The organism is Lentzea sp. NPDC004782 (assembly GCF_040609115.1).
In the GTDB taxonomy this organism is placed as follows: Bacteria; Actinomycetota; Actinomycetes; order Mycobacteriales; family Pseudonocardiaceae; genus Lentzea.
In genome coordinates this window covers 8,731-34,465 of sequence record NZ_JBEXJN010000041.1, presented here as the reverse complement: position 1 = coordinate 34,465, position 25,735 = coordinate 8,731, and the positions used below count along the sequence as shown (strand labels likewise).

At 69.5% G+C, this 25,735-nt stretch carries 26 protein-coding genes; 18 read left to right on the top strand and 8 right to left on the bottom strand.

The window, feature by feature from the left end; genetic code table 11:
• Nucleotides 1-9 precede the first annotated feature (9 nt).
• The 13 genes from ABZV40_RS31680 to ABZV40_RS31620 all read left to right on the top strand — a co-directional run bounded on the left by ABZV40_RS31680 (nucleotide 10) and on the right by ABZV40_RS31620 (nucleotide 11,712).
• Complete coding sequence (locus ABZV40_RS31680) at nucleotides 10-1,284, top strand: PhzF family phenazine biosynthesis isomerase (RefSeq protein ID WP_355449707.1); 1,275 nt, start codon at nucleotides 10-12, stop codon at nucleotides 1,282-1,284.
• A 180-nt stretch (nucleotides 1,285-1,464) separates the two neighbouring features.
• On the top strand, nucleotides 1,465-2,415 hold the full coding sequence (locus ABZV40_RS31675; protein WP_355449704.1) for a LysR family transcriptional regulator: 951 nt from the start codon (nucleotides 1,465-1,467) through the stop codon (nucleotides 2,413-2,415).
• Nucleotides 2,416-2,726: 311 nt separating this feature from the next.
• Nucleotides 2,727-3,671, top strand: coding sequence for a gamma-glutamylcyclotransferase (locus tag ABZV40_RS31670; protein WP_355449701.1), 945 nt, complete (start codon nucleotides 2,727-2,729; stop codon nucleotides 3,669-3,671).
• Between the two features lie 40 nt (nucleotides 3,672-3,711).
• A complete protein-coding gene (locus ABZV40_RS31665) occupies nucleotides 3,712-4,275 on the top strand; it encodes a dihydrofolate reductase family protein (protein ID WP_355449698.1) in 564 nt (187 codons plus the stop codon).
• A 100-nt stretch (nucleotides 4,276-4,375) separates the two neighbouring features.
• The gene (locus ABZV40_RS31660) at nucleotides 4,376-4,963 is read left to right on the top strand and encodes a DUF4232 domain-containing protein (RefSeq protein ID WP_355449695.1); all 588 of its coding nucleotides are present in this window, start codon (nucleotides 4,376-4,378) and stop codon (nucleotides 4,961-4,963) included.
• Entirely contained in the window at nucleotides 4,964-5,440 is a 477-nt protein-coding gene (locus ABZV40_RS31655; RefSeq protein WP_355449693.1) for a hypothetical protein, read from the top strand.
• Between the two features lie 13 nt (nucleotides 5,441-5,453).
• Entirely contained in the window at nucleotides 5,454-5,879 is a 426-nt protein-coding gene (locus ABZV40_RS31650; protein WP_355449690.1) for a hypothetical protein, read from the top strand.
• A 240-nt stretch (nucleotides 5,880-6,119) separates the two neighbouring features.
• A complete protein-coding gene (locus ABZV40_RS31645; RefSeq protein WP_030467713.1) occupies nucleotides 6,120-6,380 on the top strand; it encodes a hypothetical protein in 261 nt (86 codons plus the stop codon).
• Nucleotides 6,380-6,631 carry a hypothetical protein gene (locus ABZV40_RS31640; protein ID WP_030467714.1) on the top strand — a complete coding sequence of 84 codons (252 nt, stop codon included), beginning with the start codon at nucleotides 6,380-6,382 and terminating at the stop codon, nucleotides 6,629-6,631. The genes ABZV40_RS31645 and ABZV40_RS31640 overlap by 1 nt, the downstream gene beginning before the upstream one ends.
• Entirely contained in the window at nucleotides 6,631-9,447 is a 2,817-nt protein-coding gene (locus ABZV40_RS31635; protein ID WP_355449686.1) for an FtsK/SpoIIIE domain-containing protein, read from the top strand. The genes ABZV40_RS31640 and ABZV40_RS31635 overlap by 1 nt, the downstream gene beginning before the upstream one ends.
• Nucleotides 9,447-9,902, top strand: coding sequence for a hypothetical protein (locus ABZV40_RS31630; RefSeq protein WP_355449683.1), 456 nt, complete (start codon nucleotides 9,447-9,449; stop codon nucleotides 9,900-9,902). The genes ABZV40_RS31635 and ABZV40_RS31630 overlap by 1 nt, the downstream gene beginning before the upstream one ends.
• Nucleotides 9,903-10,616, top strand: a complete 714-nt coding sequence (locus ABZV40_RS31625) for a GNAT family N-acetyltransferase (protein ID WP_355449680.1) — start codon at nucleotides 9,903-9,905, stop codon at nucleotides 10,614-10,616.
• 82 nt (nucleotides 10,617-10,698) lie between these two features.
• A complete protein-coding gene (locus ABZV40_RS31620; RefSeq protein WP_355449677.1) occupies nucleotides 10,699-11,712 on the top strand; it encodes an NADP-dependent oxidoreductase in 1,014 nt (337 codons plus the stop codon).
• A gap of 60 nt (nucleotides 11,713-11,772) precedes the next feature.
• Here ABZV40_RS31620 and ABZV40_RS31615 read toward each other — a convergent pair whose 3' ends face one another.
• Entirely contained in the window at nucleotides 11,773-13,335 is a 1,563-nt protein-coding gene (locus ABZV40_RS31615) for an FAD-binding oxidoreductase (RefSeq protein WP_355449675.1), read from the bottom strand.
• Here ABZV40_RS31615 and ABZV40_RS31610 point away from each other — a divergent pair.
• Nucleotides 13,334-13,909, top strand: coding sequence for a TetR/AcrR family transcriptional regulator (locus ABZV40_RS31610; RefSeq protein WP_355449672.1), 576 nt, complete (start codon nucleotides 13,334-13,336; stop codon nucleotides 13,907-13,909). The two genes, ABZV40_RS31615 and ABZV40_RS31610, sit on opposite strands and share 2 nt — an antisense overlap.
• Nucleotides 13,906-15,291 (top strand): glycerol-3-phosphate dehydrogenase/oxidase, encoded by a 1,386-nt coding sequence (locus tag ABZV40_RS31605; protein ID WP_355449669.1) that lies wholly within the window; start codon nucleotides 13,906-13,908, stop codon nucleotides 15,289-15,291. The genes ABZV40_RS31610 and ABZV40_RS31605 overlap by 4 nt, the downstream gene beginning before the upstream one ends.
• 74 nt (nucleotides 15,292-15,365) lie before the next feature.
• Here the strand turns inward: ABZV40_RS31605 and ABZV40_RS31600 are convergent, their stop codons facing one another.
• Genes ABZV40_RS31600 through ABZV40_RS31590 form a run of 3 tightly spaced genes read right to left on the bottom strand, consistent with a single transcriptional unit; the run spans nucleotide 15,366 to nucleotide 17,846 of the window.
• Nucleotides 15,366-17,066, bottom strand: coding sequence for a hypothetical protein (locus ABZV40_RS31600; RefSeq protein WP_355449667.1), 1,701 nt, complete (start codon nucleotides 17,064-17,066; stop codon nucleotides 15,366-15,368).
• Complete coding sequence (locus tag ABZV40_RS31595; RefSeq protein WP_355449664.1) at nucleotides 17,063-17,374, bottom strand: hypothetical protein; 312 nt, start codon at nucleotides 17,372-17,374, stop codon at nucleotides 17,063-17,065. The genes ABZV40_RS31600 and ABZV40_RS31595 overlap by 4 nt, the downstream gene beginning before the upstream one ends.
• Before the next feature lie 19 nt (nucleotides 17,375-17,393).
• The gene (locus tag ABZV40_RS31590; protein ID WP_355449661.1) at nucleotides 17,394-17,846 is read right to left on the bottom strand and encodes a YbaB/EbfC family nucleoid-associated protein; all 453 of its coding nucleotides are present in this window, start codon (nucleotides 17,844-17,846) and stop codon (nucleotides 17,394-17,396) included.
• A gap of 129 nt (nucleotides 17,847-17,975) precedes the next feature.
• Here ABZV40_RS31590 and ABZV40_RS31585 point away from each other — a divergent pair, with 129 nt between their 5' ends.
• Together ABZV40_RS31585 and ABZV40_RS31580 are read left to right on the top strand one after the other, a co-directional pair.
• Nucleotides 17,976-18,884 (top strand): ATP-binding cassette domain-containing protein, encoded by a 909-nt coding sequence (locus tag ABZV40_RS31585; RefSeq protein ID WP_355449658.1) that lies wholly within the window; start codon nucleotides 17,976-17,978, stop codon nucleotides 18,882-18,884.
• On the top strand, nucleotides 18,881-20,062 hold the full coding sequence (locus tag ABZV40_RS31580; RefSeq protein ID WP_355449655.1) for an ABC transporter permease: 1,182 nt from the start codon (nucleotides 18,881-18,883) through the stop codon (nucleotides 20,060-20,062). Before ABZV40_RS31585 ends, ABZV40_RS31580 begins: the two co-directional genes overlap by 4 nt.
• Here the strand turns inward: ABZV40_RS31580 and ABZV40_RS31575 are convergent.
• From ABZV40_RS31575 to ABZV40_RS31560, 4 genes are all read right to left on the bottom strand, one after another.
• A complete protein-coding gene (locus ABZV40_RS31575; RefSeq protein ID WP_355449652.1) occupies nucleotides 20,052-21,293 on the bottom strand; it encodes a deoxyribodipyrimidine photo-lyase in 1,242 nt (413 codons plus the stop codon). The genes ABZV40_RS31580 and ABZV40_RS31575 overlap by 11 nt on opposite strands.
• Before the next feature lie 70 nt (nucleotides 21,294-21,363).
• Nucleotides 21,364-22,677 carry a citrate synthase gene (locus ABZV40_RS31570; protein WP_355449650.1) on the bottom strand — a complete coding sequence of 438 codons (1,314 nt, stop codon included), beginning with the start codon at nucleotides 22,675-22,677 and terminating at the stop codon, nucleotides 21,364-21,366.
• 224 nt (nucleotides 22,678-22,901) lie between these two features.
• Nucleotides 22,902-23,846 carry a carbohydrate kinase gene (locus tag ABZV40_RS31565; RefSeq protein WP_355449647.1) on the bottom strand — a complete coding sequence of 315 codons (945 nt, stop codon included), beginning with the start codon at nucleotides 23,844-23,846 and terminating at the stop codon, nucleotides 22,902-22,904.
• Entirely contained in the window at nucleotides 23,843-24,427 is a 585-nt protein-coding gene (locus ABZV40_RS31560; protein ID WP_355449644.1) for a TetR/AcrR family transcriptional regulator, read from the bottom strand. The genes ABZV40_RS31565 and ABZV40_RS31560 overlap by 4 nt, the downstream gene beginning before the upstream one ends.
• Nucleotides 24,428-24,509: 82 nt before the next feature.
• On the opposite strand from ABZV40_RS31560, the gene ABZV40_RS31555 reads away from it, so the two are divergent.
• Nucleotides 24,510-25,649: an acyl-CoA dehydrogenase family protein gene (locus ABZV40_RS31555; RefSeq protein WP_355449641.1), complete on the top strand. Its 1,140-nt coding sequence runs from the start codon at nucleotides 24,510-24,512 to the stop codon at nucleotides 25,647-25,649.
• Nucleotides 25,650-25,735 lie beyond the last annotated feature (86 nt).

The window sequence follows — 25,735 nt, the reverse complement described above, 5'->3', positions numbered from 1 at the left end:
ATGGATCACATGGAACTCGTGCGTTGGGCAGACGAGCACTTCGAGCACCTGCTGCGCTGGGCGACCGATCCCCGGATGACGAGGTACGTCGGCAACGGGAAGCCCTGGACCCCGGAGTACGTGGCCGAACGACACGAACAGGCGTTGCGGCACTGGGAAGAACACGGCTTCGGTCTGCACGCGGTCGTGGAGGACGGCGTGGTCGTCGGGATCGGCCAGCTGGTCGCCCGCCGCCCGGACGAGATGGAGATCGGCTACTGGGTCGACGCCGACCACTGGGGCCGCGGACTGGCCAGCCGGATCGCCGCGGAGCTGCGGGACAAGGCCCTCGCCGTCAAACCCCGCGTGTTCGCGGGGCATCAGGCCGAGAACGTCGCGTCCGGACGCGTGCTGGAGAAGGCCGGGTTCAGGTACGCCACGAGCAAGTACGCGTTCGGCAGGCTCCAGCACGGCTACACGTTGGGAGAGGGCATGACCGACCAGGGCGTGCTGCGCTACAGCGCGTTCACGAAGGACCCGGCGGGCGGCAACCCGGCCGGTGTCGTGCTCGACGCGACCGGCCTGTCCGACGACGAGATGCTCGCCATCGCCGCGAAGGTCGGCTACTCCGAGACGGCGTTCGTGCTGCCGCGGGACGGGCGCGCGTTCGACGTCCGGTACTTCAGCCCCGAGGCCGAGGTGCCGTTCTGCGGCCACGCGACCATCGCCACGTCGGTCGCCCTGGCGGAACGGATCGGGGACGGGCCGCTGACGTTCCACACGCCGGCCGGGGAGATCAACGTGGAGACCACCGCCGGCACCGCGAGCCTGACGAGCGTGCCGACCAGCACGTCCGAGGCGGACCCGGAACTCGTCGGCAAGGCGCTGGAAGCGTTGGGGTACGAGGAGATCGGTGAAGGTCCGGTGCACGTCGGCTTCGGCGGCGCCCGGCACCTGCTGATCCCGCTGAAGTCCCGCGAACAGCTCGCGCACCTCGACTACGACTTCAACGCGTTGCGCGACCTGATGCTGGCGCACGACCTGACGACCGTGCACCTGTTCTGGCGCGAGTCCGCCGACCTCGTGCACGCCCGCGACCCGTTCCCGGTCGGCGGCGTGGTGGAGGACGCCGCGACGGGCGCTGCCGCCGCCGCGTTCGGCGGCTACCTGCGCGACCTCGAAGGACCGCAACGGTTCGTCATCAGCCAGGGCGAGGACATGGGCAGGCCGTCCCGGCTGGAGGTCGACGCCACGCGCGAGGACCGCCGGGTGACCGTCACGGGCGCGGCGGTCGTCATCCCTTGACGGGGTTCGACGCTGCTGCCGCGGAGCGCAGGGTGCGCGGCAGCAGCGTCGAACCGAAGGGGTGCGCACCCTCCCGCGCCGGACCTCTGGCGCTGCCGCAAGCGCCGGGCCGGATGACTGACATCACTATGGCCCGATCGAAGGGTGGCGGCGCATTCAGAACGGGGATACAAGGTCTTTATGCCCGAGCTGGAGCTCCGCCACCTCCGCGCGGTTCGCACCATCGCCGAGGAAGGCAGCGTGACCAGGGCCGCGACGCGGCTCGGACTGACCCAACCCGCGCTCAGCGCCCAGCTGCGCACCGTCGAGAGACTGGTCGGCGGCCAGCTGTTCGACCGGTCGCGCAACGGCTGCGAGCCCACGGACCTGGGCAGACGGGTGCTGGGCACGGCACGGCTCGTGCTCGACGAGATGGCTCAGCTGATCAGCACCACGAAGGAGACGAACCGGCGCGGACCGTTGTTCCTGGGCTGCATCCCGATCCTGTACTTCGCGAAGATCGTGGAGAACCTGCGGCAGCTCAACGCCGATGTGCGCGCGGAAGTGCGGCCGTCGTCGTCGGAGATCGTGGACATGCTCGAAGCGGGCCAGGTGCACGTGGCGTTGTTCGAGTTCTTCGACGGCATGCACGCGCGCGACCTCGCCGGCATCGAGCTCCGCAAGCTCGTGACCGAACCGGCGTTCGTCGCGCTGTCGGAGACCGACCCGCTGGCCGACCAGGAGGAGATCGACCTGGCCCAGCTCGCCGACCGCGACTGGGTGACCCCGCCCAAGCAGCACATCGGCAGCCGCACGCAGCTGTTCCAGGCCTGCGCGGACGCCGGGTTCGTGCCGCGGCTGACCCACCACACCGGCGAGGCGAGCATGGCCCGCGGGCTGGTGGCGGGCGGTTGCGTGTCGTTCGCCGCGGCGCCGTCCCGCACCGGGGAGGGCATCGTGATCAGGCGGCTGCGCGGGATGCCGCTGATGACGGACATCTTCGTGGCGACGCGGCGGGACTCGCCGGTGGCGGGGCGGGCGCACGAGGTGTTCGCGTGCGCCGCCGACGCCTACCGGTCGGTGCTCGACCGCAACCCGGAGTACCGCAAGTGGTGGGACGCGCACCCCGAGGCGCATCCCGAGTTCAACTAGATCGAGCACCCGGCACGCGCGGGGACGCTACGACCACGCCGGAGACTCGCCGGAGTGTCGACAGGTAGACATCGGGTCAGTCACTCGAATGCGCAGTGAATGATCTCACTAACCCCCTAGGAAATCCTGCTAGACATCGGATGGGTCACGATTAGGGGGCGCAATCTGGCCCCTCGCCCTGGCACAATGGACCAATGGCCCAACCGTTTACCGACGAAAGCCATCCGGCGGAGCCCTATCCGGGCACACGTCCAGACCACTGTTTCGTTCACGTCGACGAAACGGGCTGGCCAGTGCGACCGGACCTCAGGATGGAGTCGGGCTGGCGGGTTGAGCCGGAGAACATCGATCTAGACCAATGGCTGGCGAACCGCGGCGAACCGCCGCTGGCGGCCCGAATGCCGGTGCTCGGCTACGGTTCGAACGCCAACCCCAGCAAGGTCACCTGGCTCCGCGAGGAGCTCGGACTCGAAGGCCCCGCGGTCGTGCTGCGCGCACGGTGCGAGGGCCTTTCTGCGGTCTGGGCCGCGGGCATGCGCGCGCGTGACGGCCAACGCCCCGCGACCCTCGCGGCGGCACCCGGCCACGTCGAGGAGCACTCCGTCTGGTTCGCCACGCCCGAGCAGCTGCGCGTCCTGGACCGCTGCGAGGGCCGCGGACTGCGCTATCGCCTCGTACGCCTGCACACGGGCCGTGTGGTGCTCTACAACGGCGGTGTCGTCGACAGCGTGCTCGCCTACACCGCGGGTTCCAAGAAGCGGATGCCCATCCTCGTCAACGGCCGTATGGTCCGGTGCGAGGACGTCTCGCAGCGACACGCCCTCGTGCTGGGCGGGAGGCCTGCCTTGACCGACGGACTGGACGTGACCGAGGTGCACGGCGACCCGTCGGCCGACGACTGGCCCGAGCTGCTGTTCGTCTACGGCACGCTCCAGCCGGGCGCAAGCGCTTGGCACCTGATGGAGCCGCACGTCGTGGAGTCCGAGGAGACCCACCTGCCCGGTACGTTGTTCGACACCGGCCTGGGCTACCCCGCACTGCGTCCCGGCGTCGGCCTGGGCGTGCCCGGTTTCGTGCTGCGGCTGCGGTCGCCCGAGGAGGCACTGCCGCTGCTCGACGAGTACGAGGGCGACGACTACCGGCGCGTGCGCGTGGTGCTGCCGGACGGCCGGATCGCCTGGACGTACCTGTGGACCGCGGCGGTGAAGGGCATGTCGGTGCTGCCCAACGGGTGGGGCGTCAACCAGGTCAGGTGAACTTCCATGCCGGGCACGGGACTCACGAGAGGCTGACGGCGTGCGGAAGCTGACCTTTGCCATGAACGTGTCCCTGGACGGTTACATCGCCGGGCCCGGCGGCGAACTCAGTCGGAGCGCGCCGAGCGACGAGCTGTTCCAGTGGTGGTCCGACCGGGTGGCGGCGACGAGCCTGGCGCTGTACGGGCGCAAGCTGTGGGAAGCGATGAGCTCTCACTGGCCGACTGCCGCCGAGCAGCCCGGCGTGACACCGGCACACGTCGAGTACGCCCACCGCTGGCAGGCCATGCCGAAGGTGGTGTTCTCCTCCACGATCGGCACGGTCGGCTGGAACGCCCGCCTGGTCACCGGCGACGCGGTCACGGAGATCACCCGGCTCAGGGCCGAGGACGGCGAGCCCATGGACATCGGCGGCGCCACCCTCGCCGGGGCGGCGACGAGGGCCGGGCTGATCGACGAGTACGTGCTGGTCACCGCGCCGGTCCTGGTGGGCGGCGGCACGCCGTTCTTCACGACCCTGGACGACCGGGTGAACCTGAACCTGGTGGAGACCAGGAAGTTTCCCGACGGCGTGATCCTGACGAGGTACGAGACCAGGCGCTGAGTGCCCGGCAACCCATCTCCAGCCCATCGAGTGAATTACCGGCACGTTGTGTGGCCGAGTTGATATTTGGGCACATCCTTCGGTGGTAGGAGGTGCACCCATGACTCGACGGTTGACGATCGCTTGCGGCCTGCTGGTGCTGGCTTCCGCGACGGCCTGCGGCGGCAGAACCTCGGACACCGGCACCCAGACGATGCCGACGTCGACCCCGCCGTCGTCGACCTCCAGTTCCACCGCCGCCCCCGCCAACTCCGGGGCCGCCGCTCCGGCCGTGAAGCGCTGCGACTCGTCCACGCTGAAGGGCCAGGTCGAACCCACCGACGCCGGCGCGGGCAACCGGTACGGCAAGTTCGTCGTCACGAACGCCGGCACCGTGCCGTGCACGTTGAACGGTTACAGCGGTTTCCAGCTGGAGAACGCGTCCGGCGCGGTGCCGACGAAGCTGGAGCGCAAGGCCGATCCGGGTCCCGCCGCACTGACGCTGGCGCCGGGCGGCAAGGCCTCCGCGAACCTGCACTGGGGCGTAGTGCCGTCGGGCAACGAGCCCGTCGACGGACCGTGCCAGCCCGAGCCGTCGAAGGCCGCGGCCATCCCACCGGACGAGACGGTGCCGCTGACCGTGCCGTGGACGTTCGGACCTGTGTGTTCCGGTGGCCGGATCGAGATCAGCGCGTTCTACGCTTCCTAGATGGACGCACCCGGATGGCTCGCCGTGCTGACCCACGGCGAGCGCATCGCCTTTGCCTTGCACACCACGGGAGTTCCGACCGTGGTGACCGAGGACGTGGCGTCGGCGGTGCGGGACGCCCGGCTGCCGGTCGTCCTCATCGGACACTTCACCGGCGCGCCCGCCGCGGTGCGGTACGCCCAGACGCGGGCGGGCATCGCGGCGCTCGTGCTGGTGTCGCCGGTGCTCGGCATGTGGGACGGCGCGTCCGACGAGCTGGCCGAGCTGATGGACGAGGTCAACTTCGGCCCGGCGCTCGGCGACCTGCCGACGTTGTGGCTGCACGGTGCGGACGACGAGATCGTGCCGATCTCGGACACGCGGGCGGGAACGGACCGGATCCGCGGGTCGGCGTTCGAGGAGCAGATCGTCGAGGGGCTGCTGACCGACGGGGAGGCCGTCACGCGGGTGCTGGCGTTCGTGCGGAAGGTCGTCTGACACCATTTCGGGCGTGGACGACCTCGTGCTGCTGATCACCGTGGTGGTCGAGGCGGCGGACGAGCAACAGGCGCGTGCCGCGTGCGACGCGCTCATCAGCCGTACCGGGGCACAGGTCGTGGACGCCCGCGACTGCTCGGACGAGGAGCCGGGGTGCTGGGCGGTCGTGATCACCGAGCCGAGTGCGGAGAAGGCCACCCACAACGTGTCGGCGGCGCTGGCGCGGGCGGTTCGCACGTTCGTGCGCGGGCTGGGCGACGGGTTTCCGACGCCACGGGTGGCGTGCGAGCCGCCGACGGCCTGGACCGTGCTGGACGACCCCGAGTTGATCAGCGGACTCGTGCCGGGTGCCGAGCGCGTCCTGGTCGAGGCGTGGGCCGGAGATGACCCGTTCGGTGCAGGCACTCCGCGTGACAACTCACCCGCGAGGCCGTCTTGATTCACCCGGCCGGTCGGCAGGTGTCCACAACGGGGTGTAGGCGGCTTTGTGAGGGTCGCTACACGTGTGGTCAAGGGGCCAGGGCCGCGCCTAACTGATCATTAAATCAAGGCCCGTTCGAGTGGATTCAGGCATCCACCCAGTTAGCCGATCTTCGCTCTCAACTGTGAAAATCACGCCACAATCTCTACTGAGGGTGGTTGTACGACCGCTCTGTTCCGGGAGGGTTCGGGAGCCGACATGGCCAGCATCGAAGAGGTCCGTGCCGCAATTGCCCAGGCGATCGACAAGGCGAGCCAAAGCCAGTCGGCCCTCCAACAGGCGGCTGAGCTCGCCGAGGACGCGCAGCAACTGCTGACATCGGTCACACAGGGCTCCGTGCAGGCGGACGTCGAGACGACGAACGCCCAGTTCGCCCAGGTCGTGTCCGGTGTGAGCGAGCTGCAGAACTACCTCGGCGCGGGCATTTCCGGGGCCGAGGGCATCAACAGCAGGCTTTGATGGCATCCATCGCCGAGGTTCGTGCCGCGCTCGAGCAGGCGAGCGAGATCCTGCGTGAGTCGTACCGCAGTGTGCGTTCCGCGCAGGAGGGCCTCGACGAGGCCGTCGCGATCCTCGCCGAGTCGAGCGAGAACCACCACGAGTCGCTGCTTCCACCGGAGTTCGTGCGTGCCAAGGAAAGATTCCCCGATCAGTTGGAGCTGATGGTGGGAACCCTTGAGCGCATCCAACGACTCACCGTGGAGCTGTGATGAGCAGGCGGGACGATCGTCGACGGAGGATCGAGGAAGCCTTCGCGGAGTTCCAGCGCGCCGTTTCGGCCGCGCTGGGCTCCGTGGCGCGCGAGCACCGGGCGCTCGCCACCGAGCACGCGAAGGACATGTTCGAGTTCACGGTGCGCGGCATGGGCATCGACAGAGCGATCCGCGACGCCGCGCTCGCGAACGTGACCCCGTTCCTGGTGGTCGACGAGAAGCGCGAGCAGAACCCGCGGCAGGCGCCGCTCTCGATGGCCCAGTTCGCGGAGCGGCTCGCCCAGATCAAGCACGACTGGCAGCAGTCGTACCACCAGTGGACGTCCTCGGGTCCGGACCAGCTGACCGCGCTGGTGAAGTCGGTCGCCGCCGGACCCGCGTCGTGGCCGCACGAGTCGTGGCTCGGCACGCCGGGCACGCACGACGGCAGCGAGGGCGTGCCGGAGCTGTGGCGGATCGGCACGGGCGTGGTGACGTCCGCGCCGGAGGCCCAGCCGTTCCCGGTGGCGGTGCCGCTGCTGGACCAGGCGCACCTGCACATCTCGTCCACTCCGGACAGTCGCCAGCTCGCGGACACGCTGGTGGAGAACCTGTTGCTGCGGGTGCTGTCGCACTTCCAGCCGGGTCTGGTGCACGTGCACGTGTGGGACGTCGGGCAGCTGACGGGGTCGTTGCCGGGGCTGTACCCGTTGACCCGCGCCAACCTGCTGACCGTGCACGACCCGGCGCGGTTGCACGAGCTGCTGAACGAGCTGTCCGAGCACATCCGCCAGGTGCACACCAAGGTTCTGGTGGACGGGCATCTGAGCGTGCGTTCTGTCAGCGGTGAGGGCAGGCGCACCGAGCCGTGGCGGATCGCCGTGCTGTTCGGCAACCGCAAGGCGTTGAAGGAAGAGCACCAGCAGCAGCTGCAACGCGTGGCGCGCAACGGGTTGGCGTGCGGGGTGCAGCTGTTCATCGTCGACATCCCGATCACGATCAACTCGCCGGTCGAGACGGTGGCGTTGCGCGGCGACGGCACGGCGTTCTGCACGATGACCGGCAAGCAGGTGACGGTGACGCTGGACCCCGCTCTGCCGCGCACGCTCGTGCCGCGTGCGTGTGCCGCCATCGCGGAGAAGCGCGAGGAACGCCGGACGCGCATGAGCACGTTCGGCGACCTGCTGCCCGAGCGGCTGTGGACCGAGACCTCGGCGGCTGGAGTCGTTGCGCCCGTTGGGTTCGACGACGGTGAGCCGGTCTGCGTGCACCTGGGCGACACCTCGCCGCACGCGCTGGTCGGCGGCCCGTCCGGTTCCGGCAAGACGAACTTCCTGTACGCGATGCTCGGCTCGTTGTGCGCGCGGTACTCGCCGGACGAGCTGGAGCTGTACCTGCTGGACTTCAAGGAAGGCGTGTCGTTCGCGCAGTTCGCGCCGGGCCGCAAGGACCCGTCGTGGCTGCCGCACGCGCGACTGGTCGGCGTGAACGTCAACACCGACCGCGAGTTCGGTGTCGCGCTGCTGAAGTTCCTGGCCGACGAGATGCGCCGGCGTGCGGACGCGGCCAAGCAGCACGAGGTCACCAAGCTCGAACACCTGCGCGCGGAGGACCCGAACGGCCGGTGGCCGCGGATCGTCGCCGTGATCGACGAGTTCCAGTACCTCTTCGGCGAACGCGACCAGGTCACCGCCGCCGCGACCCAGCTGCTGGAGGACGTGGCCAGGCGCGGTCGCTCGCAGGGCATCCACCTGGTGCTGTCGTCGCAGGACGTCTCGGGCATCGAGGGGTTCTGGGGCAAGTCGGCGATCTTCGAGCAGTTCACCGTCCGCATCGCACTGCCCAAGGCCCGCCGGGTGCTCGCCGAGCCGCAGAACGACGCCGCCGTCGAACTGCCGCGCTGGCACGCGGTGATCAACCACGAGTCGGGTGTGAAGCCGGGCAACGAGATCTGCCGGGTGCCGGACTCGACGTCCAAGGGCACGATGGACTTCCTGCAGAACGAGCTGTGGCGCCGCAGTCCCGGCGAGGCCCCCGGTCTCTTCGACGGAAGCAAAGTGCCCTTTCTCGACGCGCTGCCGGACTTCCTCGAACTGCGGCCGGGCGACGCTTCGCCTACCGTGCTGCTGGGACAGGTGATCGACGTCGCGGGCAGCGCGGCACGGGTGCGGTTCGCCCGCACGCCGGGCCGCAACATCGCGGTCATCGGCTCCGTGGTCCAGGACGCGGCCGCCGTGCTCGGCGGAGCGGCCGCGTCACTGGGCAGGCAGCACGAGCCGCACGAGGCCGCGTTCACGCTGGCGTGCCTGGTCGACGAGGCCATGCCCTCCGTGCTGCACCTGGCGAAACGCCTGAGTGCGGACGGCCACGACGCCTCGGTGATCGGCATCGACGGCATCCGCGAGCTGCTGGACCGCACCGCGGCCCGGTTGCAGTCGATCAACACCGGCACGTCCGACACGCCGCCGTCACCGCACTACCTGGTGCTCTACGGCGTCGACGCGGCGCACACGCTGCTGGAGCAGAAGGATCCGGCGACGCGCGCGTCCGGTGTGGACAGCCTGCGCACGGTTCTCAAGCACGGCCCGGAGAACCGCACGCACGTGCTGGGCTGGTGGCGCGGTGTCACGAGGCTCAAGGCGAGCCTCCCGCCGGGTGTGTACGACGACATCGGCGCCTGGGTGGCGTTCGACGTCCAGGGCAAGGAGCTGCTGTCGCTCGGACCTGAACAGGTCATGGCCTGGTCGCCGCGACCGCGCCGCGGCCTGTTCTTCGACCGGTTCGAGCACTCGCGACCGCAGGTGATCATCCCGTTCGACACAGGAGAAGCCTGATGAACCCGATGATGACGACCAGGTTCGAGTCGGTCCCGTCGCAGCGTCAGAGCGAGGAGGTGATCGAGGTGCCGGCGTTGCCAGAGAACGTTTCTGCCGTTGAGCGCTACAAGGAGATCATCGCCATCGCCACGGACGCCGCGGCCCGCCAGCGCAAGCTGGACGAGGTGCGGTGCGCCGAGCTCGCCGAGCGGATCGCCGCCACCCAGCAGGAGATCGCCGAGGTCCGCGACCGCGAGAGGGTCGTCCGCATGGGCGCCGCCCTGCACTGGGAGCAGGCCGTCGAACAGCTGTGGAACGAGCGCTGGCTGCAGATGGTCACGCCGCCGCTGCCCGACGAGTCCGTTCCGCCGCGTCCCCAGAGCGAGTACAACCGGGCGATGGACGTCGCGTACCAGGCGCTGGAGGACTCGCTGGCCAAGCGAACCCTGTTGCGCCGCAAGCAGAAGGACTGAGTGCGCCGCTTACGCACCACCGCCGACGTCCTGGACGCCTCCGCCGACCCGCTGATCAGGTGGGCGGCGCAGGCGCTGTCGGCGGGTGGGGCGGCCTGGGAACACCGAGGCGCCGTGGCCGTTCACGCGCCCGCGTTGACCCGTCGCCGCCGGCTCGTGCTGTCCGGCCCGGTGGAAGGAGTCGCGTCTCTGCTGGCCGCGCACGGCCGCGGCGTGGAGCTGCGGCCGCTGTTGGACCGGCCGCTGGCCCACGAGGTCGCCGCCCTCATGCCCACACCGTGGGTGGAGGACAAGCCGTTCGGCTGGATGGACCGCTCGGGCAGCCTGGACCTCCCGGACGACGCGGAGTGGCTGTCCACGACGGACGGCGTCACGCCGCTGCTGCGCGCGGCCTTACCTGAATCGTGGGCCTGGCCAGGCGAGACAGGCGTCCGCCGGTGGGCGGGCGTGCACGTCGGCGACACCCTGGTCGCCACCGCGGCCGAAGCCTGGTCGTCCGCCGATGTCGGTTTCATGATGGGCGTGGCCGTCCATCCGTCTCACGTGGGCAAGGGCCTGGGCCGGCGCGTCTGCCAGTTCGTCACGTCGTCGCTGCTCACCCTCTACGGCACGTGCGCGCTCTTCGTGGAGAACTACAACGCTCCGGCCATCGCCCTTTACCGCAAGCTCGGCTTCGCGTACCGGGACATCACCACCCTTCTTCCTGCGGTCTAGCTCACAACCCGGAACACTCCTCCACGGACGGCTGTTGAACCGGATAATTGATCCGCAAATCTTGGATGGAGATGGTTCGACCATGACCAGCACCGCGCTCGAAGTCCGGCTCGCCGCCCGCCCCAACGGCTGGCCGACGGAAGACACCTTCGAGATCGCCGAGGTCGACATCCCCACCCCCGGCGAGGGCCAGATCCTCGTCCGCAACGTGTTCATGAGCGTCGACCCGTACATGCGCGGCCGGATGAACGACGTGAAGTCCTACGTCCCGCCGTTCCAGGTGGGCCAGCCGCTCGACGGCGGCGCGGTCGGCGAGATCGTCGCGGTCGGCGAGGGCGTCTCCGGCCTGGCCGTCGGCGACAGCGTCCTGCACGGCCTGGGCTGGCGCGAGTACGCCGTCGTCGCCGCCACCCACGCGGTGAAGGTCGACCCGTCCATCGCTCCCCTCTCCGCCTACCTCGGCGTCCTGGGCATGCCTGGTCTCACCGCCTACGCGGGCCTGCTGGCCACCGCCGAGTTCAAGGAGGGCGACGTCGTCTTCGTCTCGGGCGCGGCCGGTGCCGTGGGCCAGCTCGTGGGCCAGATCGCCCGCCTGAAGGGCGCCTCGCGCGTCATCGGCTCCGCCGGCTCCCCCGAGAAGGTCAAGTACCTGGTCGAGGAGCTCGGTTTCGACGCCGCCTTCAACTACAAGGACGGCCCCGTCGCCGAGCAGCTCGCCGCGGCGGCCCCCGACGGCATCGACGTCTACTTCGACAACGTGGGTGGCGAGCACCTCGAAGCCGCCATCTCGTCCCTGAACGTCCACGGCCGGGTCGCGATCTGCGGCGCCATCGCCCAGTACAACGACACCGAGCCGCCCGCCGCCCCGCGCAACCTGGTCCAGGTCATCGCCAAGCGCCTGACCCTGCGCGGCCTGCTGGTCGGCGACCACAAGGACCTGCAGCAGCAGTTCGTGACCGAGGTCGGCGCCTGGATCGCCTCCGGTCAGCTGAAGTACTCGGAGACCGTGATCGAGGGCGGCGCGCGCCAGGCCCCGTCCGCGTTCCTGGGCATGCTGCGCGGCGACAACACCGGCAAGATGCTCGTGCGCTTCTGAGCTGCGCAACGCGGGGGCCTTTCGTTACCCATGAGGTAACGAAAGGCCCCCGCGTTTCCGTCAGAGCAGCTTGCCGGGGTTCAGGATGCCGGTGGGGTCCAGCTGGGCCTTCACGGCTCGCAGGACGTCGAGGCCGATCGAGCCGATCTCGCGTTCCAGCCAGGGCTGGTGATCGCGACCCACCGCGTGGTGGTGGGTGATCGTGCCGAGCCGTGAGATGGCATCCGACGCGGCGACCTTGGCTCGTTGCCACTGGCCCACCGGATCCGCGAGATCTCGTGGAACGAGCACGGTGAAGTACAGCGAGGCCCCCGTCTCGTAGGCGTGCGAGATGTGGCACATGATCACCGGGTCGCCCAGTTCCCCGGCCAGTGCCGACCGCACCGCGTCCCGCAGCTCGGACACGCGTGACCAGTGCGTGGCGGTTTCCAGCGTCTCGACGCACACCCCGGCGTCCAACAGCGCGTCCCGCTGCCGCGGTCCGTTGAACCGTCCGTGCACCCAGGCAGCCCCCATGGCCCGACCGAGCCGGACGACCTTCTTGCCGCTCAACGCGCTCATGGTGGCCGACCGGGACCGGCACTCCCACCCGAGGATCACCAGGCACGGCCGCTTGATCCCCCGCAGCCGCAGGTACTTCTTCACCGTCGCGGCCCTGGGTCCCGCCAGCTCCAGCGCCACCTCGGTTTCGTCCACATCGGACAGCCGGGTGACGTCGGCCGGCACCCCGTCCTGGGCCAGGGTCCGCACGAGGTCGACCCCGGCTTCCCAGCCGTCCACGACGAACCCCTCGTACCGGGGCGCGTACGGCTTGGGCCGCACCCGCACGGACACCTCGGTGATCACCCCGAAGAGCCCTTCGCTGCCCAGCACCAGCTGCTTGAGGTCAGGGCCGGCGGCCGAGGCCGGCGCGGTCCCGACCACCCACTCCCCCACCGGCGTGGCCATCCTGACCGACTCCACCATGTCCTCGAACCGGCCATAACCGGAGGAGGCCTGGCCGGCGGACCGCGTGGCCGCGAACCCACCGATGGTGGCCCGTTCGAACGACTGCGGCACGTGCCCGAGCGTGAAACCGTGCTCCCCCAGCAACCGTTCGGCCTCCGGCCCGGTCACCCCGGCCTGCAGCACGGCGACCCTGGACACCGGATCGACGGAGACCAGCGAACCGAGGCCTGCCAGGTCCAGCGCCACGACGGCGGACTTGGTGCCGCGCAAGGCTTCCACGCCACCCACCACGGACGTGCCGCCGCCGTACGGGACCACGGCGACGTCGTGCTCGACACAGACCTTCAGGACCTCGACGACCTCGTCCGGCGAAGCGGGCTGCACGACGGCGTCGGGAACAGCCGGGGTGCCGTGGCCTCGATGACGCAGCAGGTCCAGGTACGAGAGCCCACCGGCGCGGGCGAGCCGGTCCTGCGCGTCGGCGGACACCGTGCAGACGGCTTCCAGCGCGGTGAACGCGTCCGCCGACAGCGCCGACTCCGGTGCTGTCAGCGGAACCTCGGTGAACGGCTCGCCCAGGCCGACGCGCTGACTCAGCCAGGCCAGCGCATGCGGTGGCAACGGCGTGGTTTCGGAGGTCCATCGGGCCCTGGTCACTGCTACAGTGTTACACATGACGTCTCAACGTCACACCCACGACGCGCTGCTCGACGCGACCCGTGAGTGTGTTCTCGAGGTGGGGGTGCGTCGCACCACCCTCACCGACGTGGCAAAACGCGCCGGCGTGAGCCGCATGACCCTGTACCGCCGCTATCCGGACGTCGACCACCTCGTCCGCGCCTTGATGACCAGGGAGTTCGCCGCACTGCTGGAGCAGGTCGAGCGGTCCGCCCGTCGCGGCAACGCCCGCGAGCAGCTGGTCACCAGGGCCGTGGAGGCGATCAAGGCGCTCTCGGGCAACCCCCTCATGCAACGGGTGCTGCAGCTCGACGCGGAACTGATGCTGCCGTACCTCACCGAACGTCTCGGCAGCACGCAGCGGCTGGTGGAGCAGTTCCTAATCGGGCAGATCGAGGCCGGGCACCTCGACGGGTCGATCCGGTTCGGTGACGCCAAGACGCAGGCCCGCGTGGTGCTGCTGACCACGCAGTCGATGGTCCTCTCCACGAAGCCCGCCACGTCCGGGCTCGACTTCACCTCGCTGCTGGACGAGCTGGCCAGGCAGCTGGACGGAGCTCTGCGACCGTGAACACGTCCCTGAACGCCACCCGCCGCTTGAAGGACCTCCAAGCCGCACAGCGGGAAGTGGCCGACGTCCTCGTGATCGGCGGCGGCGTCACGGGCACGGGCGTCGCGCTCGACGCGGCGTCACGCGGCCTGAAGGTCGTGCTGCTGGAGGCGCACGACCTGGCGTTCGGGACGTCCCGCTGGTCCAGCAAGCTCGTCCACGGCGGCCTGCGCTACCTCGCGAAGGGCGACGTGAAGCTCGCCCACGAGAGCGCGGTCGAGCGCGGCATCCTGATGACCAGGACGGCACCGCACCTCACCCGCACGCTGCCGATGCTGTTCCCGTTGCACGCGGGCGCGAACCACTTCGTCATGGCCGGTCTCAAGGCGGGCAACGCGCTGCGCATCAGCGCCGGCACCCCGGCCAGCGTGCTGCCGCGCCCGCGCCGGGTGCCCAAACACGAGGCGCTGGCGCTGGTCCCCGGCCTGAACCCGGAGAACCTCACCGGCGGGCTCCTCAACTACGACGGCCAGCTCGTCGACGACGCCCGCCTGGTCGTGGCACTGGCCAGAACCGCCGCCGGCTACGGTGCCCGCGTCATCACCCGAGCGAAAGTCCTTACGCTGCAAGGCGATGGCGCCGAAGCGCAGGACGCCCTGACCGGCACCACGTTCAGCGTCAGGGCACGTGCGGTGATCAACGCGACGGGCGTCTGGGCCGGCACGCTGGCGCCGGTGCACCTGCGCCCGTCCCGCGGCTCGCACCTGGTCGTGGACGCGGAAACCGTTGGCATCACGGGAACAGCGCTGACGATCCCGGTCCCGGGCGAACGCAACCGCTACGCGCTCCTGCTCCCCCAGGCGAACGGCCGCGTGTACCTGGGCCTCACCGACGAGCCGGTCGACGAGATCCCGGACGTGCCGGCGGTTCCGGAGTCCGATGTGAACTTCCTGCTCAGCACCGCTTCCGGTGTCCTGCAACGGAACCTCACCAGGGCCGACGTCATCGGCAGCTACGCCGGCCTGCGCCCGCTGCTGGAGGCCGAGGGCCAGACCGCGGACCTGTCCCGCCACCACGCCGTCCTCCGGGCCCAGAACGGCGTGATCACGATCGTCGGCGGCAAGCTCACCACCTACCGCAAGATGGCGGCGGACGCGGTCAACGCGACAGGTCTGACGCAGATCCCGTGCCGCACCAAGGACATCCGCCTGGTCGACGACCGGCCGCACCCGACCACGCCGATCGCGCCGGGCGTCACCGAGGCCGACGTCGTCCACGCGATCCGGCACGAGGGCGCGCTGGACGCCGACGACGTCCTCGACCGGCGCACCCGCATCGGCCTGGTGCCGGCGGACCGGGAGAAGGCCGCACCGGAGATCGCGAAGCTGCTGGCCGCGGTGTGACGAGGGGCGTCTGCAAGTACCTCCAACCTTCGTGTCGGTGGTACTTGCAGACGCCCCGAGCGCAAGGACTCAGCTCACTCGCCGATGACCGGCTTCGCGGCCTTGGGCGGGTCGACCAGGGCCTCGCCCTCGATCCGCACCTTCCGCTTGTGCTCGTTGCTGCCGCCGCCCTGCTGATGACCGGCACCGGCACCCATCGGGGCACCGCCCATCATGCCGCCGCCCGCACCACCGGCACCGCCACCGGGACCGCGCGGAGCACCGCCGCCTGGGGCACCGGCAGGACCGTGCCCTGCGGCCCCACCGGTCGCCATGACACCGGCCGCGCCACCGAACTGCGTCGCCTGCGTGCTACCGGCACCACCGCCACCGGCCGGGCCGCCGAGGCCCGCGGGCATGCCGCCGCCACCGCCGCCTCCCACGCCCTTCGGGATGGCACCGCCACCGCCGCCACCACCGCCACCGGCAGCGGACAGGGACGCGCTGTGGTCGGTCGTCGGCCGGTACCAGTCCGCGTGCGTCGTGACCGGCGTGGCACCGATCGACGGAGGCTTGGTGACGCCACCGGCGGTCGTGGTCGTGTCGGTCTCCCAGTGACCGGGCACCCACCGGCCGTGGCCCGGTCCAGCGCCGGTACCCGTGCCCGTGCCGACACCGACACCCGTGCCGGGCGGGACGTAGCCGCCACCGCCACCCGCACCGCCGCCGCCACCGGCACCGCCGTGCTGAGCGGCAGGGGGCGTGTAGACGGGACGGACGGACGGGCCGGCGCCGACACCGGGCCCCTGCCCGTACGGCCCCTGGTACCCGTCGGAGTTGCCGCCGCTGTAGCCGGGGCGGACGTTGCTCAGGCCGTCGCCACCGGTGTTGTGGCCCTGCGTGTAGTCACCGGCGCCGCTGGTGAACGTCCCACCGGCACCGGAGTGCGCCTGGTTCTGCTGGTCGCTGCGGAGGCCGTCGAAACCACCGGCGGTGGGCCGGTTGATGCCACCGCCACCGGCACCGCCGGCACCCTTGTGCGCCATCGAGGAGATCGCGTCGATGACCTGCTCGGCGATCTTCGCGATCGAGGAGACCTGCTTGACCAGGTTCATCAGCTTCTGCACGGAGCCGACGAGCTTCTGCAGGAAGTCGGCCAGCTTCTTCGCGTACTTGACCGCGGTCGTGACGATGTCCGCGATCGCGCCCGCGATGGCCGCGCCGAACGTCAGGAACGACGCCGCGAGCCACTGGATGATCTTCATGACCATGTCGGACACGGCCTGGGAGATCATGTCCATGATCATCTTGCGGACGGTGCCGACGAGCTGGCCCGCGCCCTCCACCGCGCCGGCGATGCCGTCGACGGCCTTGGACAACGTCTCCAGGCCGCCCGCGTGCTTCTTGGCCGCGGCGCGGTAGCCGTCGGCCGCCCTGCCCTGCCACTCGCGGGTCTGCGTGACGCAGATCTTCTCGTACTCCTGGGCGATGCCGTGCACCTGCTCGCCCGCCGAACGGAACGACTGCGCCATCTTCGAGATGGACTCGGGGCTGCCGAGCAGGACGTCGAACGGCTCGCGCAGGAAGTCGACGTGCTGGATCGCCCAGCTGAAGCCGGCGGAGAGGAAGCCGCTCAACGGGTTCGAGGCCATGCCGACGATGTCCATCGCCGTGTTCGCGATGCCGAGGCCCGCGTTGACCCAGTCCCCCCGCTCGATGGAGGAGTAGGTGTTGGAGATGTTGCTGATCAGCTGCTGAGGGTCGGTGCCCTTGGCCTGCGACGCGGGGGCGGTCATCCCCGGCCTCCCTTGAAGCCGAACATGTTGTCGAGGTCGACCTGCTCGTACTGCTCGATGGTCTCCTTGAGCCCGATGCCCATGTCCATCAGCGAGTTGGCGGCCTTGCCGAGGCCGTCCTGCGACAGTCCGGCCTGCTGGAGGATGTTCTGGGCCAGGAACCCGAGGAAGACGCCGAAGGCCTGGGTGGTGAGCGCACCCGGATCACACGTCTCGGTGGCCTTGCGCATCCGCTCCATGAGCCGGTCCACGTTCGCGGCGTGGGATCTCAGCTCATCGAGATCGATGTTGAAGTGTGCTGACTGCATCGCCTACCCCCTCCTGCACTCAGGCCATGACGTCGGGCGGGTTGGTGAAGTACTCGTCGTCGGGCCGCGTGTCCTTGCGCTCCAACTCCGACTTCGGTTCTTCCTCGTCGGTTCCGTCGCCCGCGTATCCGTTCGGCATCTGCGCCTTCACGAACTCCAGCGCCGGGCTGTCGCCGACGAAGTCCGTCATGATCTGGACGACGCGGCCGGAGGCGTCCCGCTGGGCCTTGGCCGAGGCGGCCAGCACCGCGGAGGCGATCTCGCTGGGGTCCATGCCGCGCGCTTCCGGCTTGATCTGCAGGTCGGTCAACACGCCTGTGGCGTTGACGGTCACCGTGATCAGTCCGTCCGGCGAGCTGGCGCTTCCGCCCACACCGCCGAGCTGGTCGCGGGCCTGCTCTGCCTGCTGTTTCGCCTGCTCGATCTTCGCCCCGTACTGCGCGAGCCACTGATCGGGGTCAATGGGCTGCATGGTCACCCCCGTTGAGTGAATTGGTCGTTCGTTCGATTCGCCGTAGACGCCCGTATCGTTTCACTCGTTCCCTGCCCACCGATACTTTGAGTCCGATTACCGCCATCCGGACCAACGAAGGGGTGCACCGTGCCTGAGGGGGTGCTGGAGATCGACCGGATCTCCAAGCGCTACGGGGAGGTCGTCGCCCTGCGGGACATGTCGTTCGACGTGCGCGCGGGCGAGCTCTTCGGGTTCGTCGGCAGCAACGGCGCCGGGAAGACCACGACCATGCGAATAGCGCTGGGCGTGCTCGCCGCCGACTCCGGCGAGGTGCGGTGGAACGGCAGAGCCGTCGACCTGGACACGCGCCGCCGGATCGGGTACATGCCGGAGGAACGCGGTCTCTACCCGCGCATGAAGGTGCTCGACCAGCTCGTGTACCTGGCCGAGCTGCACGGCATGACCACCAACGACGCCCACACGAGCGCGGAGAACTGGATCGCCCGCCTCGGCCTGCGCGACCGCCGCACGGACGAGGTGCAGCGGTTGAGCCTCGGCAACCAGCAGCGCGTGCAGCTCGCCGCCGCGCTGGTGCACGAGCCGGACGTCCTGGTGCTCGACGAACCGTTCTCCGGCCTGGACCCGGTGGCGGTCGACGTGATGAGCCACGTGCTGCGCGAGAAGGCGTCCTCCGGGGTGCCGGTGGTGTTCTCCAGCCACCAGCTCGACCTGGTGGAACGGCTGTGCGACCGGGTCGGCATCGTGAGCGCCGGTTCGATGGTCGCCAGCGGAACGGTGGATGAACTTCGCTCCGGCGGGGTGCCGCGGCTGGTCGTTGAGTCGCCAACGACCGACTGGACTGTCACGCTGGACGGTGTGCGGGTGATCGAGAAGAACGGGACGCGCTGCGTGCTGGAGCTCGCCGGCGGCGTCGACGACCAGACCGTCCTGCAGGCGGCCCTCGCCGCCGGCCCCGTGCACGAGTTCTCCCGCCAGCGCCCGACGCTGACGGAGCTGTTCCGCAACGTCGTGACCACCGAGGCGAGGAGCGCATGACGTCGGCCCGAACGGTCTCGTTGGTGGCCCGGCGCGAGTTCGTCACGAAGGTGCGCACCAGGTCGTTCCTGATCGGCACCGCGGTGATCATCGCCGTGCTGGCCGGGTACGTGGTGCTGCAGTCGGTGCTGTTCGACGACCAGCAGCGCAGCGTCGTCGGGCTCTCCGGCCAGGCGACCCAGCTCGCCGATCCGTTGCGGGAGAAGGCCAGGTCGTTCGGCGTCGACGTCGAGACGCGGGACGTCACGACGATGGGCAACGCCGAGCAGCAGGTCCGCGACGGGTCGCTGGACGCCCTGGTGACGGGTGCGCCGCCGGCGTTGAAGATGATCGTGAAGGGCTCCGGCGACCAGGTCCTCACGACGGTGCTGAACGACGTGCTGCGCCAGCAGGTCCTGGTCGCGCAGCTCGCCGAGGCCGGCATCTCACCGCAGCAGGTCGCGCAGAACCTCGCGAACGTCAGCGTCGCCGTCACCGCGCTGGAACCCGTTGACCCGCAACGAGGTCAGCGTCTCGCGATCGGGCTGATCGTGGCCGCGCTGCTGTACTACTCGCTGCTCGTCTACGGCACGATGGTCGCCCAGGGCGTGGTGGAGGAGAAGTCCAGCCGGGTCGTGGAGATCCTGCTCGCGACGGTGAGACCGTGGCAGTTGTTGCTGGGCAAGGTGATCGGGCTCGGCGCGGTCGGGTTGCTGCAGCTGCTGGTGATCTCCACGGTCGGCCTGGGGCTGTCGTCCGCGTTCAACGTGGTCGACGTGAGCGCTCTGGGCGGCACGGCGCTGTTGACCGGCGTTCTGTGGTACCTGCTCGGGTTCTTCTTGTACGCCACGGTGTTCGCGGCGGCGGCGTCCCTGGTGTCGCGCCAGGAGGAGCTGCAGTCGGTGCTGACGCCGATCAGCATGACGATCATCGTGGCGTTCGTGGCCGGCATCAACCTGATGATCGGCAGTCCGTCCGGCCCGACCGTGACCGTGCTGTCGCTGCTGCCGCCGTTCGCACCGATCCTGATGCCGGGCCGGATGGCGATGGGCGTGGCCACGACCTGGCAGGTCGTGCTGGCCGTCGTGCTCGCGCTGGCGGCCATCGCGGCGATCACGTGGCTGGGCGGCAAGGTCTACGCGAACGCCGTGCTGCGGACCGGCGCTCGCGTCAAGCTCCGCGAAGCTCTCAAGATCTGATGGCCTGGTAGCGGTCGAGCGCCACCTGGCGTTCGACCGCGTGGTCGACGATCGGCGGCAGGTCGAGGCTGTCCGGCGCGTACTTGCGCACGTACGCGCCGTCCGGGTCGAACTTCCTGGCCTGCGCCAACGGGTTGAACACGCGGAAGTAGGGCGCGGCGTCCGTGCCGCAGCCCGCGACCCACTGCCAGTTGTGCTGGTTCGAGGCGAGGTCGCCGTCGATCAGGTGCTTCATGAAGTGCCGGGCGCCCCACCACCACGGCAGGTGCAGGTCCTTCACGAGGAAACTCGCCACGATCATGCGCACCCGGTTGTGCATGAAGCCTTCCCGCAGCAACTGACGCATCCCGGCGTCGACGATCGGGTAGCCGGTGCGGCCGTTCTTCCAGGCCTCGAACAGCTCCTGGTCCTCGTCGTGCTTCATCCGGTCGAACCTGCGGTCGTAGTTCTCGCGCGCGGTCTCCGGCCGGTGCCACAGGACGTCGGCGTAGAACTCGCGCCACGCCAGCTCGCTGCGGAACGTGCCGTCGCAGTCCTGCAGCAACGTCCTGGGGTGCAGCACGCCGAACCGCAGGAACGCCGACAGCCGGCTCGTGGCGTCGAGGTCGGGGCGGTCGCGGGTGGTGTCGTAGTCCGGCAGGCGTTCGTCGCGGAACTGCTCCCAGAGCTTCCGCGCGTCCGGGAGTTCCTCTTTCGCAGCAGGGATCTTCGCGCTGCGCCCCGGCCTGATCCAGTCCAGAGTGGACGCTGACGTGTCCGCGGGAGCGCGCCAGCCGTGCTCCAGCCAGGCGTTGCGGAACGGCGTGAACACCTTGAACGGCGTTCCGTCCTGTTTGCGCACCCGGCCGGGCGTGACGGCGTACGGCGAGCCGGAGCGGACGAGTTCGATGTCCCCCAACGCTTCTTCGACGGCCTCGTCGCGGCGCCGCCCGTACGGAGCGCAGTCCGCGGAGATGTGGACGCTCCCGGCACCGATTTCCCGCGCGATCCGCGGAACCGTCTTCACCGGGTCGCCGTGCACGACCATCAGCCGGCCACCGAGCTCGTCGTTCAAAGCGTGCAAACACCGGTGCAGGAAATCGATTCGCGGCTGTCCCGACGGTTTCAGCAACCTGTCGTCGAGAACGAACAATCCGAGCGCGCGAGGCGACCTTTCCGCGGCGGCGAGAATGGCTGGATGATCGGATGTCCGCAAATCCCGGCGGAACCAGACGAGCGATGGGGAACTCACCGCTCGACGCTAAAGCGAACGGGGCGCGCCTGCATGACAGGCGCGCCCCGTGCGGGTGAAGCGGTGTGGCTCAGCGGTTCTCCATCGCGATGAAGTCGCGCTCGGTCGGGCCGGTGTAGATCTGCCGCGGACGGCCGATCTTCGTGGCCGGGTCGTTGATCATCTCGCGCCAGTGCGCGATCCAGCCGGGGAGACGGCCGAGCGCGAACAGCACGGTGAAGAACTTGGTCGGGAAGCCCATCGCCCGGTAGATCAGACCCGTGTAGAAGTCCACGTTCGGGTAGAGCTTGCGGGAGATGAAGTAGTCGTCCGCCAGGGCCGTCTCCTCCAGCTGCTTCGCGATGTCGAGCAGCTGGTCGTCGGCGCCGAGCTTGCCGAGGATCTCGTCGGCCGTCTTCTTGATGATCGCGGCACGCGGGTCGTAGTTCTTGTAGACCCGGTGGCCGAAGCCCATCAGGCGGACGCCGTCCTCCTTGTTCTTGACCTTGTTGACGAACGACGCCACGTCGCCGCCGTCGGCCTTGATCTTCTCGAGCATCTCCAGCACCGCGCTGTTCGCACCGCCGTGCAGCGGGCCGAACAGGGCGTTGATGCCCGCGGAGATGGACGCGAAGAGGTTCGCCTCGGACGAGCCGACCAGGCGCACGGTCGACGTGGAGCAGTTCTGCTCGTGGTCGGCGTGCAGGATGAACAGCAGGTCGAGCGCGCGGACCAGGTCCGGGTCGAGGTCGTAGGCCTCGGCCGGGAAGCCGAAGGTCATCCGCAGGAAGTTCTCCACCAGGCCAAGCGAGTTGTCCGGGTAGAGGAACGGCTGGCCGATCGACTTCTTGTAGGCGTAGGCCGCGATCGTCGGCAGCTTCGCGAGCAGGCGGATCGTGGAGATCTCGACCTGGTTGGCGTCGAACGGCGACAGCGAGTCCTGGTAGAAGGTCGACAGGGCCGACACCGCGGAGGACAGCACCGGCATCGGGTGCGCGTCACGCGGGAAGCCGTCGAAGAAGCGCTTGAGGTCCTCGTGCAGCAGGGTGTGCCTGCTGATCTTCTGCGAGAAGTCGTCAAGCTGGGCCTGGGTGGGCAGCTCGCCGTAGATGAGCAGGTAGCTGACCTCGATGAAGTTCGACCGCTGGGCCAGCTGCTCGATCGGGTACCCGCGGTAACGCAGAATGCCGGCGTCACCGTCGATGTAGGTGATCTCGGAAGAGCAGGAGGCCGTGTTGACGAAACCGGTGTCCAGGGTTACCAGACCGGTCGTCGCCAGCAGTTTGCCGAGATCGATGCCGGAGGCGCCTTCGGTCGCCGGCACCACCTTCATCTCGAGCTCTCCGCCCCCGTGGCGCAGCGCGACGGTCTGGGTGTCGTTCGGCGCAGTCGTCGCGTCGGGCATTCAAGTCCCTCTCAACGCTCGGACGGGGTGGCGGCAGGTCGCACGGCCTGCCGTCGTCTCGGACCACCCCGTTGGGATCTGAGTCTTCTAAGTTCACTCACGCTAGTCGGCGGAAGGCCCGCCTCGCAGCAGCGGTGTGAACCGATTCTGAGAGATGGGACCGGCATCACATCCGTAATGCCAGTTTCTAGCGCGGCTACCTCACGGTAGTCCGTTTCCCGGCTTTATCCACCCAGCGCAGCGGTGAGTTCGCTCGCAAAGGGGGGTTCCGCGCCCGCACGGGAACATGTGATCGCCGCCGCAGCACCCGCGAAGGTCAATGCGTCGGTCCATTCCTCGCTGCCGAGTGCGCGCACCTTCTCGACGCTCAAGGCGTCGTGGTCGTGCAGCCACGCGAGCAGGGCACCCTGCACCGTGTCGCCCGCCCCGATCGTGTCGACCACGTCCACCTTCACCGGCGGCACGTCGACCCGGCCCGTGGCGGTGATCACTGACAGACCTTCGCCACCTCTGGTGAGCACGACCGCGGCCGGCCCCTGTGAAATCCACGTCCTTGCGATCTCGATCACGTCCCGAAGATCGTCACTGCCTTCAGCCAGCCACTGCGCGTCCTCGGCGGACACCTTCAGCAGCCCGACGTCCGGCAGCCACGACCGGAACCGCGCCCGATAAGCGCCCGGATCGTCGATCAGCCCGGCCCGGATGTTGGGGTCGAGCGCGGTGAGCAAGCGCTTGCTCTCGCGCCTCAGGACCTTCTCGTAGACCGAGGCACCGGGCTCCAGCACCAGCGACAGCGTGCCGAACGACACGGCCCGCACGTCGGCGGGCAACGGGCCGGGGTCCTCCACGAGCCGGTCGGCCGTGCCGTCGACGTAGAACGAGTAGCGCGCCGAGCCGTCCTCGGCGAGCCCGACCACGGCGAGCGTGGTGTTCTCCGGTCCGCGCTGGACGAGGTCCGTGCTCACGTTCGACGCGTGCAGCCGCTTGATCAGCTGCTCCCCGAAGTGGTCGCTCGACACCCGCGACAGGAAGCTCGTCGGCACGTCCAGCCGCCCGAGTGCGACGGCGACGTTGTACGGCCCGCCGCCCAGCTTCGGCGCGAGCGGGGCGAGTTCGTCGTCCCCCACCGGCACCATGTCGACAAGTGCCTCACCAGCAACCACGATCACTTCTGGCTCCGTTCTCTCTGAAGCCCATCCAACAACAGTTCGCCGAGTGCGGTGAACGCCTCGGCATCGGAAACACCTGCCCGTTTCGTGAGAACTCCGGTCTGGATGCTCTCGATGAGCAGCCCGGCCATCTCGGCGAAGAGCGTGGCGTGCACCTCGCGGAACACGTGCGTCTGCACACCGTCCTGGATGAACGCCTTGATGCGCTCGGCCGCGGCGCGCGCGTTGCGCTCGTAGGTGGCCCGCGTCGGCGGGAAGTCGGACACGTCCGCGATGAACGCCGCCGAGGCCTTCGACAGCTCCTCCGCCGCCCCGGCGAGGTAGCTGCCGATGCGTTTGCGCACGTCAGCAAGGCCCACGATGCGCTTCTCGATCCGCTCGGCCGCTCCCTTGAAGTACCGCCCGACCACCCGCACGGCCAGCTGCTCCTTGCTGCCGGCGAGCGCGTAGAGCGTCGACTTGGAGCAGTGCAGCCTGCCCGCGATGTCATCCAGCGTGAGATGCCCGAAGCCCTCGGTGAGGAACAACGCCTCCAACCGGGTGAGCAGCTCGGCCTGCCGCTGCGTGAGAGCCCGCGTCATGTGCCGACCTTGCCACATTCACTGGCTGGTGTACTGACGTACGTCCTACAGTACTGCTACCAGTACACACCGGAGGTCGACGATGCCCGCCGAGCGGCTGCTCCCCACCCAAGAGGCCGAAGACCTGATCGCGCTGGTCAGGGAGATCGCGCGGGACGAACTGAAGCCCCACGCCGCGGACGCCGAGGAGAACGAGAAGTTCCCCCGCGAGGCGTTCCGCCTGCTGGGCAGGGCCGGTCTGCTGGGCCTGCCGTACGCCGAGGAGTTCGGTGGCGGCGCGCAGCCCTACGAGGTGTACCTGCAGGCCCTCGAAGAGGTCGCCTCGGCGTGGATGACGGTCGCCGTGGGCCTCTCCGTCCACGTCATGTCGTGCTACGGCCTCGCCACGTTCGGCACCCGCGAGCAGCAGGACCGCTGGCTGCCGGAGATGCTGGAGGGTGAACTGCTCGGCGGTTACGCCCTGTCCGAGGTCCAGGCGGGCTCCGACCCGGCGGCCATGTCGACCCGCGCGGTTCGCCAGGGCTCCGAGTACGTCGTGAACGGCACCAAGGCGTGGATCACCCACGCGGGCGTCGCCGACTTCTACACGCTCATGGCCCGCACGTCCCCGGACGGCGGGCGGGGCATCTCCTGCTTCCTCGCGCCCGGCGAGACCCGCGGCCTCACCGCCGACACCCCCGAGCGCAAGATGGGGCTGACCGGGTCCATCACCGCACAGCTCCAGTTCGACGACGTCCGCTTCGAGGCGGACCGCCTGATCGGCAACGAGGGTGACGGCCTGAAGATCGCACTGTCCGCATTGGACTCCGGCCGGCTCGGCATCGCCGCCTGCGCGGTCGGCCTGGCCCAGGCGGCGCTGGACGAAGCCGTGGCGTACGCCAAGACGCGCACCCAGTTCGGCCGCCCCATCATCGAGTTCCAGGGCCTCGAGTTCCTGCTGGCCGACATGGCGGCCGCCGTCGAGTCGGCCCGCGCCACGTACCTCCACGCGGCCCGCCTGCGCGACCGCGGCCGTCCGTTCCGCCGGCAGGCGTCGATCGCCAAGCTCGTCGCCACCGACGCGGCGATGAAGGTGACGACCGACGCCGTGCAGGTGCTCGGCGGCGCGGGCTACACCCGCGACTTCCCGGTGGAGCGCTACATGCGCGAGGCCAAGGTCCTGCAGATCTTCGAGGGCACCAACCAGATCCAGCGCCTCGTGATCGGCCGCAGCCTGCGCTGACGTCCACGTCGATGAAGGGCGCCTTCATCCACCTGACGTGGATGGGGGCCCCAAAAAACACCCCCACGAGCTGTGTGGGGGGGAAG